17 protein-coding genes are annotated in these 14,903 nt (G+C 68.1%); 8 read left to right on the forward strand and 9 right to left on the reverse strand.

Annotated features, from left to right (window positions below):
• Window positions 1-42: 42 nt before the first annotated feature.
• From GCU42_RS10110 to gluQRS, 3 genes are read right to left on the reverse strand one after another with little or no spacing between them, the layout of a single operon-like run.
• On the reverse strand, window positions 43-606 hold the full coding sequence (locus tag GCU42_RS10110) for a cob(I)yrinic acid a,c-diamide adenosyltransferase (RefSeq protein ID WP_114227821.1): 564 nt from the start codon (window positions 604-606) through the stop codon (window positions 43-45).
• Window positions 607-608: 2 nt separating this feature from the next.
• On the reverse strand, window positions 609-812 hold the full coding sequence (locus GCU42_RS10115; RefSeq protein WP_114227394.1) for an HIG1 domain-containing protein: 204 nt from the start codon (window positions 810-812) through the stop codon (window positions 609-611).
• 12 nt (window positions 813-824) lie between these two features.
• On the reverse strand, window positions 825-1,661 hold the full coding sequence (gene gluQRS / locus GCU42_RS10120; protein ID WP_114227395.1) for a tRNA glutamyl-Q(34) synthetase GluQRS: 837 nt from the start codon (window positions 1,659-1,661) through the stop codon (window positions 825-827).
• A 168-nt stretch (window positions 1,662-1,829) separates the two neighbouring features.
• Between gluQRS and GCU42_RS10125 the strand changes: the two genes are divergently transcribed.
• Entirely contained in the window at window positions 1,830-2,396 is a 567-nt protein-coding gene (locus GCU42_RS10125) for an HNH endonuclease (protein ID WP_114227396.1), read from the forward strand.
• 87 nt (window positions 2,397-2,483) lie between these two features.
• A complete protein-coding gene (locus tag GCU42_RS10130) occupies window positions 2,484-2,987 on the forward strand; it encodes a response regulator transcription factor (protein ID WP_114227397.1) in 504 nt (167 codons plus the stop codon).
• Here GCU42_RS10130 and GCU42_RS10135 read toward each other — a convergent pair.
• Together GCU42_RS10135 and GCU42_RS10140 are read right to left on the reverse strand one after the other, a co-directional pair.
• Window positions 2,984-3,853: a UTP--glucose-1-phosphate uridylyltransferase gene (locus GCU42_RS10135; protein ID WP_114227398.1), complete on the reverse strand. Its 870-nt coding sequence runs from the start codon at window positions 3,851-3,853 to the stop codon at window positions 2,984-2,986. The genes GCU42_RS10130 and GCU42_RS10135 overlap by 4 nt on opposite strands.
• Entirely contained in the window at window positions 3,850-4,200 is a 351-nt protein-coding gene (locus GCU42_RS10140) for a hypothetical protein (protein ID WP_205214962.1), read from the reverse strand. Before GCU42_RS10140 ends, GCU42_RS10135 begins: the two co-directional genes overlap by 4 nt.
• Here GCU42_RS10140 and GCU42_RS10145 point away from each other — a divergent pair.
• The 3 genes from GCU42_RS10145 to GCU42_RS10155 all read left to right on the forward strand — a co-directional run bounded on the left by GCU42_RS10145 (window position 4,199) and on the right by GCU42_RS10155 (window position 7,086).
• Window positions 4,199-4,756 (forward strand): TlpA family protein disulfide reductase, encoded by a 558-nt coding sequence (locus GCU42_RS10145; protein WP_114227399.1) that lies wholly within the window; start codon window positions 4,199-4,201, stop codon window positions 4,754-4,756. The two genes, GCU42_RS10140 and GCU42_RS10145, sit on opposite strands and share 2 nt — an antisense overlap.
• A gap of 26 nt (window positions 4,757-4,782) precedes the next feature.
• Entirely contained in the window at window positions 4,783-6,612 is a 1,830-nt protein-coding gene (locus GCU42_RS10150) for a DUF885 domain-containing protein (RefSeq protein WP_114227400.1), read from the forward strand.
• 105 nt (window positions 6,613-6,717) lie between these two features.
• Entirely contained in the window at window positions 6,718-7,086 is a 369-nt protein-coding gene (locus GCU42_RS10155) for a hypothetical protein (protein ID WP_152569549.1), read from the forward strand.
• 9 nt (window positions 7,087-7,095) lie between these two features.
• Here GCU42_RS10155 and GCU42_RS10160 read toward each other — a convergent pair whose 3' ends face one another.
• From GCU42_RS10160 to GCU42_RS10175, 4 genes are all read right to left on the reverse strand, one after another.
• A complete protein-coding gene (locus tag GCU42_RS10160) occupies window positions 7,096-7,860 on the reverse strand; it encodes a hypothetical protein (RefSeq protein WP_114227402.1) in 765 nt (254 codons plus the stop codon).
• A 119-nt stretch (window positions 7,861-7,979) separates the two neighbouring features.
• Window positions 7,980-9,557 carry a M10 family metallopeptidase C-terminal domain-containing protein gene (locus tag GCU42_RS10165; RefSeq protein WP_114227403.1) on the reverse strand — a complete coding sequence of 526 codons (1,578 nt, stop codon included), beginning with the start codon at window positions 9,555-9,557 and terminating at the stop codon, window positions 7,980-7,982.
• 151 nt (window positions 9,558-9,708) lie between these two features.
• The gene (gene dapD / locus GCU42_RS10170) at window positions 9,709-10,527 is read right to left on the reverse strand and encodes a 2,3,4,5-tetrahydropyridine-2,6-dicarboxylate N-succinyltransferase (RefSeq protein ID WP_114227404.1); all 819 of its coding nucleotides are present in this window, start codon (window positions 10,525-10,527) and stop codon (window positions 9,709-9,711) included.
• Window positions 10,524-11,195 (reverse strand): pyrimidine 5'-nucleotidase, encoded by a 672-nt coding sequence (locus GCU42_RS10175; protein ID WP_114227405.1) that lies wholly within the window; start codon window positions 11,193-11,195, stop codon window positions 10,524-10,526. The genes dapD and GCU42_RS10175 overlap by 4 nt, the downstream gene beginning before the upstream one ends.
• 221 nt (window positions 11,196-11,416) lie before the next feature.
• Here GCU42_RS10175 and GCU42_RS10180 point away from each other — a divergent pair, with 221 nt between their 5' ends.
• The 3 genes from GCU42_RS10180 to GCU42_RS10190 all read left to right on the forward strand — a co-directional run bounded on the left by GCU42_RS10180 (window position 11,417) and on the right by GCU42_RS10190 (window position 14,859).
• Window positions 11,417-12,328, forward strand: a complete 912-nt coding sequence (locus tag GCU42_RS10180) for a sulfite exporter TauE/SafE family protein (protein ID WP_114227406.1) — start codon at window positions 11,417-11,419, stop codon at window positions 12,326-12,328.
• Complete coding sequence (locus tag GCU42_RS10185) at window positions 12,328-13,089, forward strand: TIGR02186 family protein (RefSeq protein WP_114227822.1); 762 nt, start codon at window positions 12,328-12,330, stop codon at window positions 13,087-13,089. The genes GCU42_RS10180 and GCU42_RS10185 overlap by 1 nt, the downstream gene beginning before the upstream one ends.
• 84 nt (window positions 13,090-13,173) lie before the next feature.
• Window positions 13,174-14,859 carry an ATP-binding protein gene (locus GCU42_RS10190; RefSeq protein ID WP_114227407.1) on the forward strand — a complete coding sequence of 562 codons (1,686 nt, stop codon included), beginning with the start codon at window positions 13,174-13,176 and terminating at the stop codon, window positions 14,857-14,859.
• The last annotated feature ends 44 nt before the right edge of the window (window positions 14,860-14,903 follow it).

Here is a 14,903-nt window from a genome sequence, read left to right on the forward strand (position 1 = left end):
TACGCCGACCCAACGAGCCATGCCCCCTTTTGTGCCTAGGCCTTAAGGCCGGGTGGCGCCCGGGACCCACAGCACGTCGCCGCCCCGCTCGGCCGCGACCGCGCGGGCCGCGACGAACAGATGGTCGGACAGCCGGTTGAGATAGGCCACGACCGCGTCGCCGATTGGCTCGACCTCGCTCAGCGCCACCGCCGCGCGCTCGGCCCGGCGAGTGACCGCCCGCGCGAGGTGCAGCGCCGCGACCGCGCGGCTGCCGCCCGGCAGAATGAAGCTGGTCAGGGGGCTCAGCCTCTCGTTCATCGCGTCGATCTCGGTTTCGAGCCGGGTCACCTGCCCCGGCAGGATCCGCAGAGCGCCCTCCATCTCGCCGGGCGTGGCGAGGTCGGCGCCGCAATCGAACAGCTCGTTCTGGATCCGCAGCAGCGCGGCCGCGAGCGCATGGTCGGCCGGCAGCTCCGCCAGCGCCAGCCCGACCGCGCAATTGGCCTCGTCGACCTCGCCGATCGCGGTCAGCCGCGGCCCCGCCTTGCTGACCCGGCTGCCGTCGACCAGCCCGGCTTCGCCGCCGTCGCCGGTGCGCGTGTAGATCCGGTTGAGCTTGACCAGCGTCAGTGGCCCTTGCCGGCGAGCAGCAGGATCGCCACCGCGACGAAGATCGCGATGCCCTGGTAGAGCACGCGCTTGCGCATCCAATCCTGTTGCTGCTGCTGATTGCCGGCCTTGCCCGAGGCCATCGCCATGACGCCCCGCACCAACACGTAGGCAACGGCGCCCATCAGGACGACCAGGACGATGATGAGGAGAGTAGTCATGATGGCTCCTATCTAGGGCATCGCCAGCCGATAACTAGGTGGCAGTTGGCCGGTAGCGAGCTGCGCTGCCAGCGCCCGCCCGTCGACCCCCGCGGCGCGCATTGCCGCCAGCGTCGGCGCCTGGTCGCGCTTGGCGAGCCGCCGCCCGTCCTCATGCACGACCAGCGCATGGTGGAGGTAGGTCGGCTCGGGCAGGTCGAGCAGGACTTGCAACAGCCGCTGGACCGGGGTCGAGGGACGCAGGTCGGCGCCGCGCACCACCAAATCGACCCCGCTCGCCGCATCGTCTATCACGCAGGCGAGATGGTAGGAGGAGGGCGCGTCCTTGCGGGCGAGGATGGCGTCGCCGATCTGCCCCGCGTCACCGGCGAACCGCGTCCCATCGGCCTCGCGCCACCCGGGCAGGCCCGCTGCCGCGATCGCCTTGGCGCTGTCGAGCCGCCAGCTGTGCGGCGTCGTCGCCCGCCGCGCCGGGTCGTCCGGAAGCCCACGGCAGGTGCCAGGATAGCCACTCCCCGCATCACCATGCGGCGCGGTCAGCGAGGCAGCGATGTCGGCGCGAGTGCAGAAGCAGGGATAGACCAGCCCCGCCGCCCGCAACCGCTCGAGCGCCGCGGCATAGAGCGTGGTCCGCTGCGACTGCACCAGCGGCGCCCCATCGGGCGCTAGCCCGAGCCAATCGAGATCCGCCATGATCGCCGGCACGAACTCGGCCCGCGCCCGCCCGGGGTCGAGATCCTCGATCCGCAGCAGCCACCGCTCGGCCGCCCGACGCCCGAGCACCGCGCTATAGGCGTGTCCCAGATGCAGCAGCCCGCTCGGCGACGGGGCAAAGCGGGCGCTTGTCATTCGCAGCCCCCTTGACCGCTTATCCGCAACTTGCGATTCATCACCCCGTCACACCGGCTTGGCATCCGGGTGTCACAGGGAAGTGGCCGATAACGGCCTCTCCTCCTGGGTGCGACGGGCCGGGGGAGCGCAGGTTCGGTTCTCAACGACCGGAGGCCTCGCGCGCTCGTGTATCAGCCTGAACTCATCCGCCATCCCGACAGCTGTCCCGCCCTCGTCCTCAACGCCGACTATACGCCGCTGAGCTATTATCCGCTCAGCCTGTGGCCGTGGCAGACGGCGGTCAAGGCGATGTTCCTCGAACGGGTCGACGTCGTCTCGCACTATGAGCGCGAGGTGCATTCGCCCAACCATACGTTGAAGCTGCCGAGCGTGATCGCGCTCAGGCAATTCGTGCGGCCGAACGAATATCCGGCCTTCACGCGCTTCAACCTGTTCCTCCGCGACCGCTTCCGCTGCCTCTATTGCGGCAGCCATCGCGAATTGACCTTCGACCATGTCATTCCCCGCGCCCAGGGCGGGCGGACGACGTGGGAGAATGTCGCCACCGCCTGCGCCCCGTGCAACCTGCGCAAGGGCGGCCGCACCCCGCGCCAGGCCGGGATGCCGCTTCACCGCGAGCCGATCCGTCCGACCAGCTGGCAATTGCAGGACCATGGCCGCAAATTCCCGCCGGGCTATCTCCACGACAGCTGGCGCGACTATCTCTATTGGGATGTCGAGCTGCTGCCCTGACGATAACGGTCCAGACCGAATCATTTCCTTGGCGAAACGGACCGGTCCGTAAGATTTCGTTAACCACTTTTCTTCATGGGCTGAGCCATGTCCGGCTCCGCTCCCCACCTGCTGGTCGTCGACCCCAAGGCGGCGCATCGCGCGCTGCTGGCGCGGCGACTGACGGCGGAGGGCTATGCGATGACCACCACCGACAGCGCCGGCGCGGCGATCGCCATGCTCCATCGCGGCGACGTCGACCTCGTGCTGGCCGAGCTGGCGATGCCGGTGTTCGACGGTATCGCGCTGACCCAGCGGCTGCGTGCGACCCCGGCCTGGTGCGACCTGCCGGTGATCCTGATCAGCGGGCGGAGCGAGAATGACGGGATCGTCCGCGCGCTCGCCGGCGGCGCCGACGACGTGGTCGTCAAACCCTTCCACTTCGAAGTGTTGGTGGCGCGCATCGCCCGCCAGCTCGAGCGCGCGCGCAACCTCGCCGCGCTGCGCGCCGACATGGTCAAGCTCGACGCCCGAGTGGTCGAACGTGCGATCGCCTTCGGGGAATTGAACGACCGCTTCCAGGCGCGCGAAGCCGAGCGCCTCCGCGCCTAGCCCTCGGCGACCGCCTCGCGCACCACCTCGCGCAGGTCGTCGCGTCCCAACGCCAGCGCGATCGTCGCCCGCACATAGCCCGCCCGGTCGCCGCAATCGTGGCGCACCGCGTCGACCTTGACCGCGTGGAACGGCTGGCGCCCGATCAGCTTGGCCATGGCGTCGGTCAGCTGGATTTCGCCCCCCGCGCCCGGCTCCTGCTCGCTCAGGACCTGCATCACCTCGGGCTGGAGGATGTAGCGCCCGATCACCCCCAGCCGCGACGGCGCGACCTCGGGCTTGGGCTTCTCGACCAGCCCCTTGACCTCGGTCAGGTCGCCGTCGGTCGCGCCCGGGGTGACGATCCCGTAGCTCGCGGTCTTGTCCGCCGCGACTTCCTCGGCGCAGACGATGTTGCCGCCGACCCGGTTGTACGCGTCGACCATCTGGCGGAGCGCGCCCGGCGTCCCCGCCATCAGGTCGTCGGGCAAGAGCACCGCGAAGGGCTCGTCGCCGACCACGTGGCGCGCGCACCAGACCGCGTGGCCCAGACCCAGCGGCGACTGCTGGCGAACGCTGATCAGCTCGCCGAAATCGGCCCGGCTGGCGTCGAGCACCGACATGTCCTTGCCCTTGGCGGTCATCGTCGCCTCGAGCTCGAAGCTCTGGTCGAAATAGTCGACCAGGCTCGACTTGCCGCGCCCGGTGACGAAGATCAGCTGCTCGATGCCCGCCTCGCGCGCCTCGTCGACCGCATATTGGATCAGCGGACGGTCGATCACCGTCAGCATCTCCTTGGGCATGGTCTTGGTCGCCGGCAGCAACCGGGTGCCGAGGCCGGCGACGGGGAAGACGGCCTTGCGAACGGGCTTGAAAGCGCTGGTCATTGGGGGGTCACGGGTCCTGTGCTGTCGGTCTGGTTGGTCGCCTGGCCGTTGGTCTCGATTTCGGGCGCGGCGCCGCCATCGGGGGGCGGCAGGTCGAAGCGGTCGGCCTCGCGCGGGCGGTTCTTGGCCTGCAATTCGTCGACCCGCGCCGGGCGCGCCTGCGGCGGCATCGTCAGCAGGTCGTCGACGCTGGGCGTGGTCAGCGCGACCTTGGGCTTGACCGGCAGCGCATGGCCCGGCTTGGGCTGTAGCGTACCGACCCGGCCGCAGCTCACCAGCAGCCCGGCGACCGCCATCACCACTGCGGCCTTCCCAAGCGCCCGTCGGACCTTGTAGGCCTCACCCATGCGCTCCATCCTGCTCGTTGCCGCCCTGCTCGTCATCGCCGGTTGCGATAGGCAAGTTTCCTCCAACGGCCAAGTCGCCGCGAACGCCGCCGCGGGCGACACCGCCGCCAAGCCCCCGGCCAGCAAGCTCGACCGTAGCCATGCGGGCCAACCCGCCCCCGACGTCGGCTTCGTCAACGGCGACGGCGAAGACGCCAGCCTCGCGGGTTTCTCGGGAAAGCCGCTGCTGATGAACCTGTGGGCGACCTGGTGCGCCCCGTGCATCAAGGAATTGCCGACCCTCGACAAGCTCGCCGCGACTCCCGGCGCGCCGCAGGTCCTCGCGCTGAGCCAGGACATGCAGCCGCAGTCCACCGTCGCCGCCTTCCTCGACGAGAAGAAGATCGGGCTCGACAGCTACCAGGACAAGGAAATGGCGATGAGCAGCGCGCTCGGCGTCCAGACCCTGCCGACCACCGTGCTCTACAGCTCGGAGGGCAAGGAGATCTGGCGCTATACGGGCGAGATGGACTGGACCAGTCCGCAGGCCCGCCAGCTCCTCGCCGAAGCCAAGTAACCGCTCACCCCACCGGAGGTTTGTCCATGCGTCATCTGCCCTCGCTCGCCCTCGCGCTCGCGCTTGCCGCCACCCCGGCGGGCCTCGCGCTGGCCCAGCCCGCCGCCGCGCCGGCCGCCGCCACCCCGGCCAGCGAGGATGCCCGCCTGACCGCTTTCCTCGACGCCGAATTCGCCGCTGACTTGAAGCTGCGCCCGCAGCTCGCCACCCGGCTGGGGATCAAGGAGGGCGAGGACCGGCTCGACGACAATAGCGAGGCCGGCCAACTCGCCCGGCTCGAAGCCCGCCGCGCCAGCGTCGCGCGGATGAAGGCGCAGTTCGACCGGGCCAAGCTGTCGCCGTCCGGGCAGACCAACTTCGACATCTGGCAGACCGAGCTCGACCGCGCCGAGCTGCAATATCAATATCGCCGCTTCCAGCCGCCCTTCTATTCCTTCCTTTATTCGGCGCACACCACGCTGCCCGACTTCATGATCAATACGCACACGGTCGCCGACGCCGCCGACATGCGCGCCTACAACGCCCGGCTGAAGGCGATTCCCGCCGCGCTCGACACCGCCATGGGGCTGAGCAAGCAGTCCGACGACGCCGGCATCCGCGCCCCGCGCTTCCAGGTCGAGCGGGTGATCAGCGGCAGCCGCACCCTCATCAGCGGCGCGCCCTTCGACGGCGGCAAGGACTCGCCGTTGTGGGCCGATGCGCAGGCCAAGGTCGCCAAGCTGCGCACCGCGGGCAAGTTCACCCCGGCCGAGGCCAACGCGCTGCTCGCCGACGCGCGCACCTCAGTCCTCGGATTGAAGCCGGTCTACGAACGGATCATCGCCTGGGCGACGAGCGAACTGCCGCGCGCGCCTTCCGGTCGGGTCGGGGCGATCTCGCTCCCCGGCGGCAAGGCCTGGTACGCCACCGCGCTTAAGATCAACACCACGCTCGACCTCAGCGCCGACCAGATCCACGCCATCGGCCTCAAGGAAGTCGCGCGAATCGAGGGCGAGCAGGACGCGCTCGCCCGCTCGGCCGGCTTCGCCAATCGCCAGGCCTTTTACGACGACCGGGCGAAGCGCTTCCCGCCGGCCGACTATACCGACGTCACCCGCCAGGAATATCTGACCCGCGCCAACGCCGCGGTCGCGCACAACCGCGAGTTGCTCCCGGCGCGCTTCAACAACCTGCCCCAATACAAGGCCGAAGTCGTCCGCGAGCCCTCGTTCAGCGAGGTCGCCGGCGGCGCCGCCCATGCCAGCGGGCCCAGCCCCGACGGCGTCCGCCCGGGCCGGGTCTACGTCCACCTGCTCGGCAAGACCGAGGACCCCGCCGCGGTCTACGACCTGATGTGCCACGAGGGCATTCCCGGTCACGTCATGGCCGGCGACATCCAGGTCCGCCAGACCGGCACCCCCAAGTTCCGCCGCTCGGGCGGCTATGTCGCCTTCAACGAGGGCTGGGCGCTCTATGCCGAGCTGCTGTGCAAGGAGATGGGCGCCTATCCCGACGTCGCCGCCGACTTCATGCGCCTCGACGCCGAGCTGTTCCGCGCCAGCCGGCTGGTAGTCGACACCGGCATTCACGCCGAGGGTTGGACCGAGGAGCAGGCGGTTGCCTACATGATCAAGACCGGCCGCCTGTCGCCCGAAAGCGCCCGCTCCGAAGTGCGCCGCTACATCACGCTCCCCGGCCAGGCGACCGGCTACAAGATCGGGATGCTCAAGATCATGGAGCTGCGCAGCCGCGCGCAGAAAGCGCTCGGCCCGAAGTTCGACATCAAGGCCTTCGACGACCTCATCATCGCCGAAGGCTCGCAGCCGCTCCCGGTGCTCGAGCGGCGTGTCGACAACTGGGTCGCCTCCCAGCGCTAGGAGCACACCGCCGTTGCCGGCGCGCGGCGGACCTGCGACAAGTGTGGCGGCGCCTGCCCGATGGTGGCGCCCTGTCGCGTCTTCCTCATGCAGAAGGACCGCGCCATGCCTCTCGCTCCCCGCTTCACCCTCACCCTCGCGCTGGTCTCGACCACGGCCATGGCCGCCGGCGACCTGTTGCCCTTGAAACAGGGCATCTATGTTCCCGTCGGCCATGCCTGCCGCGGCGCGTCCAATGCCGAGATGGTCAACTATTGGGGCGGGCGCAGCTCGATCGGCGTGGCCCAGGCCGAATGCAGCATCGCCCGCCTGGTGAAGCGCGGCAACGTCTACACCCTCCACGATCGCTGCCGCGATATCCAGAGCGGTGACATGATCGAAGGCGGGGCGACCGTGCTCACCATCACCAGCCCGACCGCCTTCGCCATGGCCGGCACGCGCTACCGTTACTGCGGCGCCCGTCCGACCTTCTAGGCGCTTGCCTCACTTGGGCGGGGCGGAGTCCTTCATCTGCGCACCGAGCGCGGCGCCGCTCTTGGCGATGTCGGGCATCATCCGCATCATGTCGGGCAGCGCCGCGACCATGCCGTGCATGACGTCGGGCTCGAACCACATGCCGATCATCTCGCGGCCATAAGCGGCGCCGGTCGGGGTCGCCAGGAAGGCCTGGATCTCGGCCAATTGGCGGGCGTCGAACTTGCGCGCCAGTGCCCGCGCCATGCCCTCGCGGAAGCGCGGCTCGGCGACGTCGCCGAACTTCACCAGCGTGGTCTGGACGAAGGCCTTGCCGGCGGCGACTTTGGCGTCGAAATTGGCGTCGCCCTTGGCCAGGCTGACCCGCAGCGGCTCGGTGCTCGGCGGCTTGGCCATGGCATTCTTGCGCGGGGCGGTGGGCGGAATCATCGCCTCGAAATCGGCCTCGCTCATCGACAGCACGCGGTCGACGGTGCGGTCGATGAAGCCGTTCATCGCGCTGGCATAGGTGCCGTTGGGAAACATCGTGATCGCCGCCTGGCGAGCGACCACCAGCCGCGCCGCATCGGGTTCGGGCCCGGCCGGGAACAGCAGGTCCATCATCTTGCTCATCATCGCCATCATCTCGGCCGGGCTGGGTGCCGGCCGGCTCTTGGCCGGCGCGGCCGCCGGCGCGGTCGCCCGCGGCTTGGCCTTGGTCGAAGCGGTGGCATTGGCGGCGCTGGGCACGACGACGGCGGCGCAGGCGGCGAGCACAAACAACTTGCTGGTCACGATAGAAATTCCCCCATTGATCGTCGTTGAGTAAGGCCCCCCACAGGCCGGTTCAATCCAAGAAAAAAGGCCCCGCCGGACAAGCCGACGGAGCCTTTTTCCTTCAATCGGTGCGCCGCTCAGGCGTGGTAGAGCACGTCGCTCGTCAGGTTGACGGTCGAGCCCAGCACGATGATCGTCATGTCGACCGAGCCATTGTGGTCGGTGTCGATCCCGATCGTGTGGGTCGCCGCATTCCAGCTGACCCAGCCGCTGGTCGCCCCGGCGACATTGCGCAGGTCGAGCTTGTCGGCGCCGGTCTGGAAGTCCTTGACCGTGTCGGTGGAGCCGTCCTTGTCGAACACGAAGGTGTCGTTGCCGGTCCCGCCCCACAGCTCGTCATTGCCGCCGAAGCCGCGCAACACGTCGTCGCCGCCATTGCCCTTGAGCACGTTGGCGACGTCATTGCCCCACAGCAGGTCGCGGGCCGAACCGCCGGTCGCATTCTCGATCGTCGTGCCGTAGGCAATCGAGAAGTTCTGATATTCGGTGGTGCGGATCCCGGCGACCCCCACGTCCGCGGCGATCCGCGAGGCATTGCCGGTCATGTAGCTGTTGGCGACCGCGTCGATGTACGACTGCGGCGTCGGCCCGAGTCCACCGTCGACGTCGTAGCCGGCGATCTTCGACAGGTCGGCGCGCGCGGCGTTGATGACGTCAGCGCTCGGCACCGCGCCGCCGATCGAGCTGAACGCGCCCGCGTGCAGATCGAGGAACTGCGACACGGTGAAGCCCGACAGATCGATCGTGTCCTTGCCGCCTGCGTCATAGACCGACAGGTAGGGGAAGGGGTTCTTGGTGAAGTCGTAGACCGCGTTGCCGGCGTTCGAATTGAACCCGTAGACGGTGTCCCCCGCCCGCGTGGTCGGGTCGGCGCCATATTTTTCCTGGATGACGAAGATGTCGTGCAGCAGCGGCGTCTGCGCATTGCTGTTCACGAATTGCGTCCAGTTGACGATCCGCGCGCCGGTCGAACCCGCGCTCCAGTAGGACATGATCGTATACTGGGTCGAATCCTGCGCATACTCCGCATAATTGGCGTAGGTCAGGTCGAGATTCGGGTCGTAGTTGTAGTTGCCCGGATGCGACAGGCCGAGCGTGTGGCCGAGTTCGTGGATCAGCGTCGTGTTGCCGTAGCCGCCGAACGTGAACCACTTGTTGGTCCAGTTACCGCCCTGACTTGCCGGCGCGTTCGGATCGTTGGTGAACACGTCGCTCTGGAACTTCCAGCCGCGCTGGCCGGGATAATAGGCATAGGCCTGCGCCGGATCGAGCGAATTGGCGAAGACGATGTCCGCGCCCTGGCCGTTGGTTTCGCGGAAGCTCTCCGGGATGAGGTCATCCCACAGCTTGATCGCCGCGCGCGCCGCCGCCTCTTGGTCGGGCGTGTAGTTCGACAGCCCGTAGCCGGCGGTGAAGCCGAAATTGGGATTGTTGTAGAGCCCGGTCAGGTGCTGCAGGTCGAGGAAGGTGTAGGTGATGACACCGTTCGACGCCTTGAGCTCGGGACCGGCGTCGAGATGGCTGGTGACCGAATTCGTCCCGGTCAGCGGAAGGATCGGCTTCCCGGCGTAGGTGTAGCCGACATAGTTATCGAGGTTGATGAAATCCTGAGGCTGGATCTTGGTCGTCAGACTATTGGTGCGCGGCAATGACATCGACTCGGTCTCCTCCGCCGACAGCAGCCGGCAACCGCTCGAAGCTGTCGCCTCGTTCAGCCGGCGTCAACCTTTTATTAAGGAAGTTTCTCGTTGATTTAGAACGGCTTTGTTTCGATGTTCACGAATGTGCCACCTTCGCACAGGCCGTTCAGTCGCGCAGCAGTTCGTTGATGCTGGTCTTGGACCGCGTGCGTTCGTCGACGCGCTTGACGATCACCGCGCAGGCGAGGCTCGGCGCCCCGTCCTTGCCCGGCAGGCTGCCCGGCACCACCACCGAATAAGCGGGCACGCGGCCGTACATCACCTCGCCCGAGGCACGGTCGACGATCTTGGTACTCGCGCCGAGGAACACGCCCATGCTGAGGACCGCGCCGCGTTCCACCACCACGCCCTCGGCCACTTCGGAGCGCGCCCCGATGAAGCAATCGTCCTCGATGATCACCGGACCCGCCTGCAGCGGCTCGAGCACCCCGCCAATCCCGGCGCCACCCGAGATGTGGACGTTGCGGCCGATCTGCGCGCAGCTGCCCACCGTCGCCCAGGTGTCGACCATCGTTCCCTCGCCGACATAGGCGCCGAGGTTGACGAAGCTCGGCATCAGCACCGCGCCCGGCGCGACATAGGCACCGCGACGGACGATCGCGCCCGGCACCGCGCGGAAGCCGGCCTTGGTGAACTCGTCGGCGCCCCAGCCCTCGAACTTGCTCGGCACCTTGTCCCACCAGTTCGCCCCGCCCGGCCCGCCGGCGATGGCCGCCATCGGGTTCAGCCGGAAGCTCAGCAGCACCGCTTTCTTGAGCCACTGGTTGACCCGCCAGCCATCGGCGGTCGGCTCGGCGACCCGCGCCTCGCCGCTATCGAGCAGCCGCAACGCTTCCTCGACCGACGACCGGAGCGTCGCGCAATCGAGGTCGAGATTGTCGCGCTGTTCCCACGCGCCCTCGATGATCCCCTGCAGCTCGCTCACTGTTCTTCTCCCAACAATTTTTCCAGCCACTCACCGACATCGCGGATCGTCACGTCGATATGGCCCGGCTCGGCATCGTGGTTGCCCCGCTCGGAGCCATTGTCCACCCACACCGTCGTCATGCCGAGCGCTTTGGCCGGCCGCAAATTCTGCGCCATGTCCTCGACCATGCAGGCGCGGGCCGGGTCGATCCCGAAGCTCGCCAGCATCAGCCGATAGCCGTGCGGGTCGGGCTTGGGCCGAAGCTCGGAGGCGATGATGTCGTGCAGCTGCTCGAACTGGTCGGCCGCGCCGATCCGCTCGAGCACGCGCCGCGCATAAGGCGCATCGCCGTTGGTGAAGACGAACTTGCGCCCCGGCAGCCGGCCCAACCCCCGCACCAGCCGCGCGTCGGGCGCGACCCGGTCGAGCGGAATGTCGTGAACGTCGTCGAGGAAATGGTGGGGATCGATGTCATGCTCGGCCATCAGCCCGGCGAGCGTCGTCCCGTGGGCATGGAAATGCGCCTTCTGCACCCGCTTCGCCTCAGCGGCATCGCAGCCCTTCAACTGCCGGATATAGGCCTGCATCCGCTCGTCGATCAGCCCGAACAGCCCGGTCGACGCCGGGTAGAGGCAGTTGTCGAGGTCGAACACCCAGTCGGTGATATGGGCAAAGCGCGGGTCCATGCGCCCGCGTCCTTGCGAGGAGCGCCGCGCCGACGCAACCGCTCCGGTCGGAATATCCGACCAAACCGTCATGCTGAACTCGTTTCAGCATCCATCCTCGCGCCTCGCCACGGGCGGAGATTTTGAACATGGAACAGGTTCAGGTTGACGATCGCGAGAGAAAGGCTCTCACGGCTTGACCCTTTGTCCCCGCGCCCTTTCCCGCTAGCCTGCCCCGACGCATGGACATCTACCTCCCGATCGCCGGCATGTCCGTCAGTGCGCCGCTGATCGTGGTGCTCGGCTTTCTGGTCGGCATCCTGTCCGGCCTGTTCGGCGTCGGCGGCGGGTTTCTGACCACCCCGCTCCTCATCTTCTACGGCATTCCTCCTGCGGTCGCGGTCGCCTCGGCGACCACCCAGCTGACGGGCGCCAGCGTCTCGGGCGTGCTCGCGCACATGCGCCGCGGCGGGGTCGATTTCCGGATGGGCGGAGTGATGATCGCCGGCGGCCTCGTCGGCAGCGCGAGCGGGGCGGGCATCTTCCGCCTGCTCCAGTCGAGCGGCCAGATCGATACCGTCATCGGCATCCTCTACGTCCTCCTGCTCGGCTCGATCGGCGGGCTGATGCTCCGCGACGCGGCAATCGCGCTCGGCTGGATCGCCACCGCCGCCCCCGCCGAGCCCCGCCCCCGTCACAAGAGCTGGATCGCCGGTCTGCCCGGCCGCTGGCGCTTCTATGCCTCGGGCCTCTATCTCTCGCCGATCGCCCCGGCGCTGCTCGGCTTCGCCGCGGGCGTGCTGACCGTGCTGCTCGGGGTCGGCGGCGGCTTCATCCTCGTCCCGGCGATGATCTATTTGCTCGGCATGGCGACGCGGGTGGTGGTCGGCACCAGCCTCGTCATGATCCTCGCGGTCAGCGCGGCGACCACCATGATCCATGCGCTGACCACCCAGTCGGTCGACATCGTCCTCGCCGCCCTGCTCCTGGTCGGCGGCGTGATCGGCGCACAGGTCGGCGCGATCCTCACCACCCGGATCAAGCCCGACTATCTCCGCCTCGCCCTCGCGCTGATCATCCTGCTGGTCGCGGCGCGGATGGCGCTCGGGCTCACCTATCGCCCGGACGAGATCTTCTCGATCGAATATCTGTGATCCGTCGGCTCGCCCTCCTCCTCGCGCTTGCTCCCTTCCTCAGCGCCCAGACCGCGCCGACGCTGGTGCCCGACATCTCGGCGCGGCGGATCGACATCCAGTACAGCTTCACCGGCGCGCAGCTCCTGCTGTTCGGCGCGATCGTCTACCCGCGCGGCCGGGTGCCCGAGGCGCCGGCCGACATCGTGGTGGTGCTGAAAGGTCCGAGCCAGCCGATCATGGTGCGCGAGAAGCAGCGCCTCGCCGGCATCTGGACCAATGCCGATTCGAACCGCTTCCGCTCGGCCCCCGGCTTCTACGCGGTCGCCTCCTCGCGCCCGATCTCCACATTGGTCGATAGCCGCACCGCCGCCATTTACGAGCTCGGCCTGCAGAACCTCCAGCTCTCGCCCGGCGGCGGTGCCCAGCCCGACAAGGAACGGCGCTTCGAAGCCGGATTGCTCGACCTGCGCCGCCGCCAAGGCCTCTATGTCGAGGACGGCTCGGGGGTCGAGATTAGCGCCAACGTCCTCTACCGCGCGCGCATCTTCATCCCCAGCCAGGTCCCGGTCGGCACCTACACGGCCGAGACCTTCCTGATCGAGCGCGGCAAGGTCATCGCCGCTGCCACCAAGGAAATCCAGGTCGGCAAGTCGGGGTTCGAGCGGGTGGTCGCCCAGGCCGCCCGACGCCACGCCTTCGCCTATGGCCTCGCCGCGGTTGCGTTGTCGCTGTTCCTCGGCTGGGCCGCCGCCGCCGCCTTCCGCCGCCGCGGCGCCTAACGCCCCCGCGTGACGGAATCTTAACTGCGGCGGCGTTAACCTTGGCTCCTTATTCCAGCGTATCTGTGCGGAGCCGACCATTTCATGACCGACCAACCGAGCCTCAAGGCCTTCCTCGACGAGCTTTCGAGCTTCAACGACGAGGATTCGACCGGCGGCCACGTGCCTTCGCCCGCGCACAAGCTCGAGCCGATCGGCGCGGTGCTCGAGATCGCCGGCTCGGGCTCGCGCATCCGGATGGACGCGGCCCGCCTCAACGCGATCAGCACCCACGCCGACCAGTCGGTCGCCATGTCCGGGCAGGTCGGCAGCCAGGTCAAGATGGCCTTGGACGGCAGCTGGCTGATCGCCAACGTCCGCACCATGAAGGGCGATGACGACGGCACCATCTCGGCGATGATCGACTTCCTCGGTGAGGCCGACCGCGACAGCTCCGACCGGATGAGCAACTTCCGCCGCGGCGTCACCCGCTATCCCATCCCCGGTTGTCCGGTGCTGCCGGTGTCGACCGACGACCTCCGCTCGGTGTTCGCCGCGTCCAACTCGGCGCACGTCGAGATCGGCACCGTCTATCCGACCGACGACATTCGTGGCGCGCTCTACATCGACCCGATGCTGTCGAAGCATTTCGCGGTCCTGGGCTCGACCGGTACCGGCAAGTCGACCAGCGTCGCGCTGATCCTCCATCGCATCTCGCAGTACAGCCCCGAGGGGCACATCGTGATGATCGATCCCCACGGCGAATATAGCGCCGCGTTCAAGGGCATCGGCGAGTTGTTCAACGTCGACAACCTCCAGCTGCCCTACTGGCTGCTCAATTTCGAAGAGCATTGCGAAGTGCTCCTCACCACCGACGGGGCCGAACGCCAGCGCGATGCCGACATCCTCGCCAAGGTGCTGCTCGCCGCGCGCACCCGGACCAAGTCGTCCGAGCAGTACGGCAAGGTCACCGTCGACTCGCCCATCCCCTACCTGCTGACCGACCTCAACCAGATCCTGGTCAACGAGATGGGCAAGCTCGACCGCGCCGGCGACACCATGCCCTATCAGCGGCTCAAGAATAAGCTCGACGAGCTGCGCGCCGACCCGCGCTACACCTTCATGTTCTCAGGGATGCTGGTCAGCGACAACATGGGCAGCTTCCTCGCCAAGCTGTTCCGCCTCCCCGCCAACGGCCGCCCGATCTCGATCGTCGACGTCTCTGGCGTCCCTTCCGAGGTCACCTCGGTGGTGGTTTCGGTGCTCGCCCGCATGGTGTTCGATTATGCCATCTGGTCGCGGACCGAAGCGCAGCGTCCGCTGCTGTTGGTCTGCGAGGAAGCCCACCGCTACGTCCCCAAGGACGAGAGCGCCAAGGGCCAGGCCGTCCGCAAGATCCTCGAGCGGATCGCCAAGGAAGGCCGTAAGTATGGCGTGTCGCTCGGCCTCATCACCCAGCGTCCGTCCGACTTGGCCGAAGGCGTGTTGTCGCAGTGCGGCACGATCATCTCGATGCGCCTCAACAACGACCGCGACCAGGCCTGCGTCCGCGCGGCGATGCCCGAAGGCGCGCGCGGCTTCCTCGATTCGATCCCGGCGCTCCGCAACCGCGAATGCATCGTCTGCGGCGAGGGTGTCGCCATTCCCATCCGCGTCCGCTTCGACGACCTCGAACCCGAGAAGCGCCCGGCCTCGGCCGACCCCAGCTTCGCGGCGCTGTGGCGCGAGACCGGCGGCGAGGAAGAAATCATCGGCCGCACGATCAAGCGGTGGCGAGGGCACGGCCGCTAAGCAACGAGACCAAGCCCGCCGACGCGCAGCGGCGCCGGTCTTGT

Origin of the sequence: Sphingomonas ginsengisoli An et al. 2013 (genome assembly GCF_009363895.1) — a bacterium.
Classification (GTDB): domain Bacteria; phylum Pseudomonadota; class Alphaproteobacteria; order Sphingomonadales; family Sphingomonadaceae; genus Sphingomicrobium; species Sphingomicrobium ginsengisoli.

What these genes read in the sequence shown, in the direction of transcription:
- GCU42_RS10165 (WP_114227403.1), bottom strand. Translation starts at nt 9,557, where the DNA reads ATGTCATTGCCGCGCACCAATAGTCTGACGACCAAGATCCAGCCTCAG.
- GCU42_RS10190 (WP_114227407.1), top strand. Translation starts at nt 13,174, where the DNA reads ATGACCGACCAACCGAGCCTCAAGGCCTTCCTCGACGAGCTTTCGAGC.
- GCU42_RS10145 (WP_114227399.1), top strand. Translation starts at nt 4,199, where the DNA reads ATGCGCTCCATCCTGCTCGTTGCCGCCCTGCTCGTCATCGCCGGTTGC.
- GCU42_RS10140 (WP_205214962.1), bottom strand. Translation starts at nt 4,200, where the DNA reads ATGGGTGAGGCCTACAAGGTCCGACGGGCGCTTGGGAAGGCCGCAGTG.
- GCU42_RS10180 (WP_114227406.1), top strand. Translation starts at nt 11,417, where the DNA reads ATGGACATCTACCTCCCGATCGCCGGCATGTCCGTCAGTGCGCCGCTG.
- GCU42_RS10150 (WP_114227400.1), top strand. Translation starts at nt 4,783, where the DNA reads ATGCGTCATCTGCCCTCGCTCGCCCTCGCGCTCGCGCTTGCCGCCACC.
- gluQRS (WP_114227395.1), bottom strand. Translation starts at nt 1,661, where the DNA reads ATGACAAGCGCCCGCTTTGCCCCGTCGCCGAGCGGGCTGCTGCATCTG.
- GCU42_RS10115 (WP_114227394.1), bottom strand. Translation starts at nt 812, where the DNA reads ATGACTACTCTCCTCATCATCGTCCTGGTCGTCCTGATGGGCGCCGTT.
- GCU42_RS10175 (WP_114227405.1), bottom strand. Translation starts at nt 11,195, where the DNA reads ATGGACCCGCGCTTTGCCCATATCACCGACTGGGTGTTCGACCTCGAC.
- GCU42_RS10130 (WP_114227397.1), top strand. Translation starts at nt 2,484, where the DNA reads ATGTCCGGCTCCGCTCCCCACCTGCTGGTCGTCGACCCCAAGGCGGCG.
- GCU42_RS10135 (WP_114227398.1), bottom strand. Translation starts at nt 3,853, where the DNA reads ATGACCAGCGCTTTCAAGCCCGTTCGCAAGGCCGTCTTCCCCGTCGCC.
- GCU42_RS10155 (WP_152569549.1), top strand. Translation starts at nt 6,718, where the DNA reads ATGCCTCTCGCTCCCCGCTTCACCCTCACCCTCGCGCTGGTCTCGACC.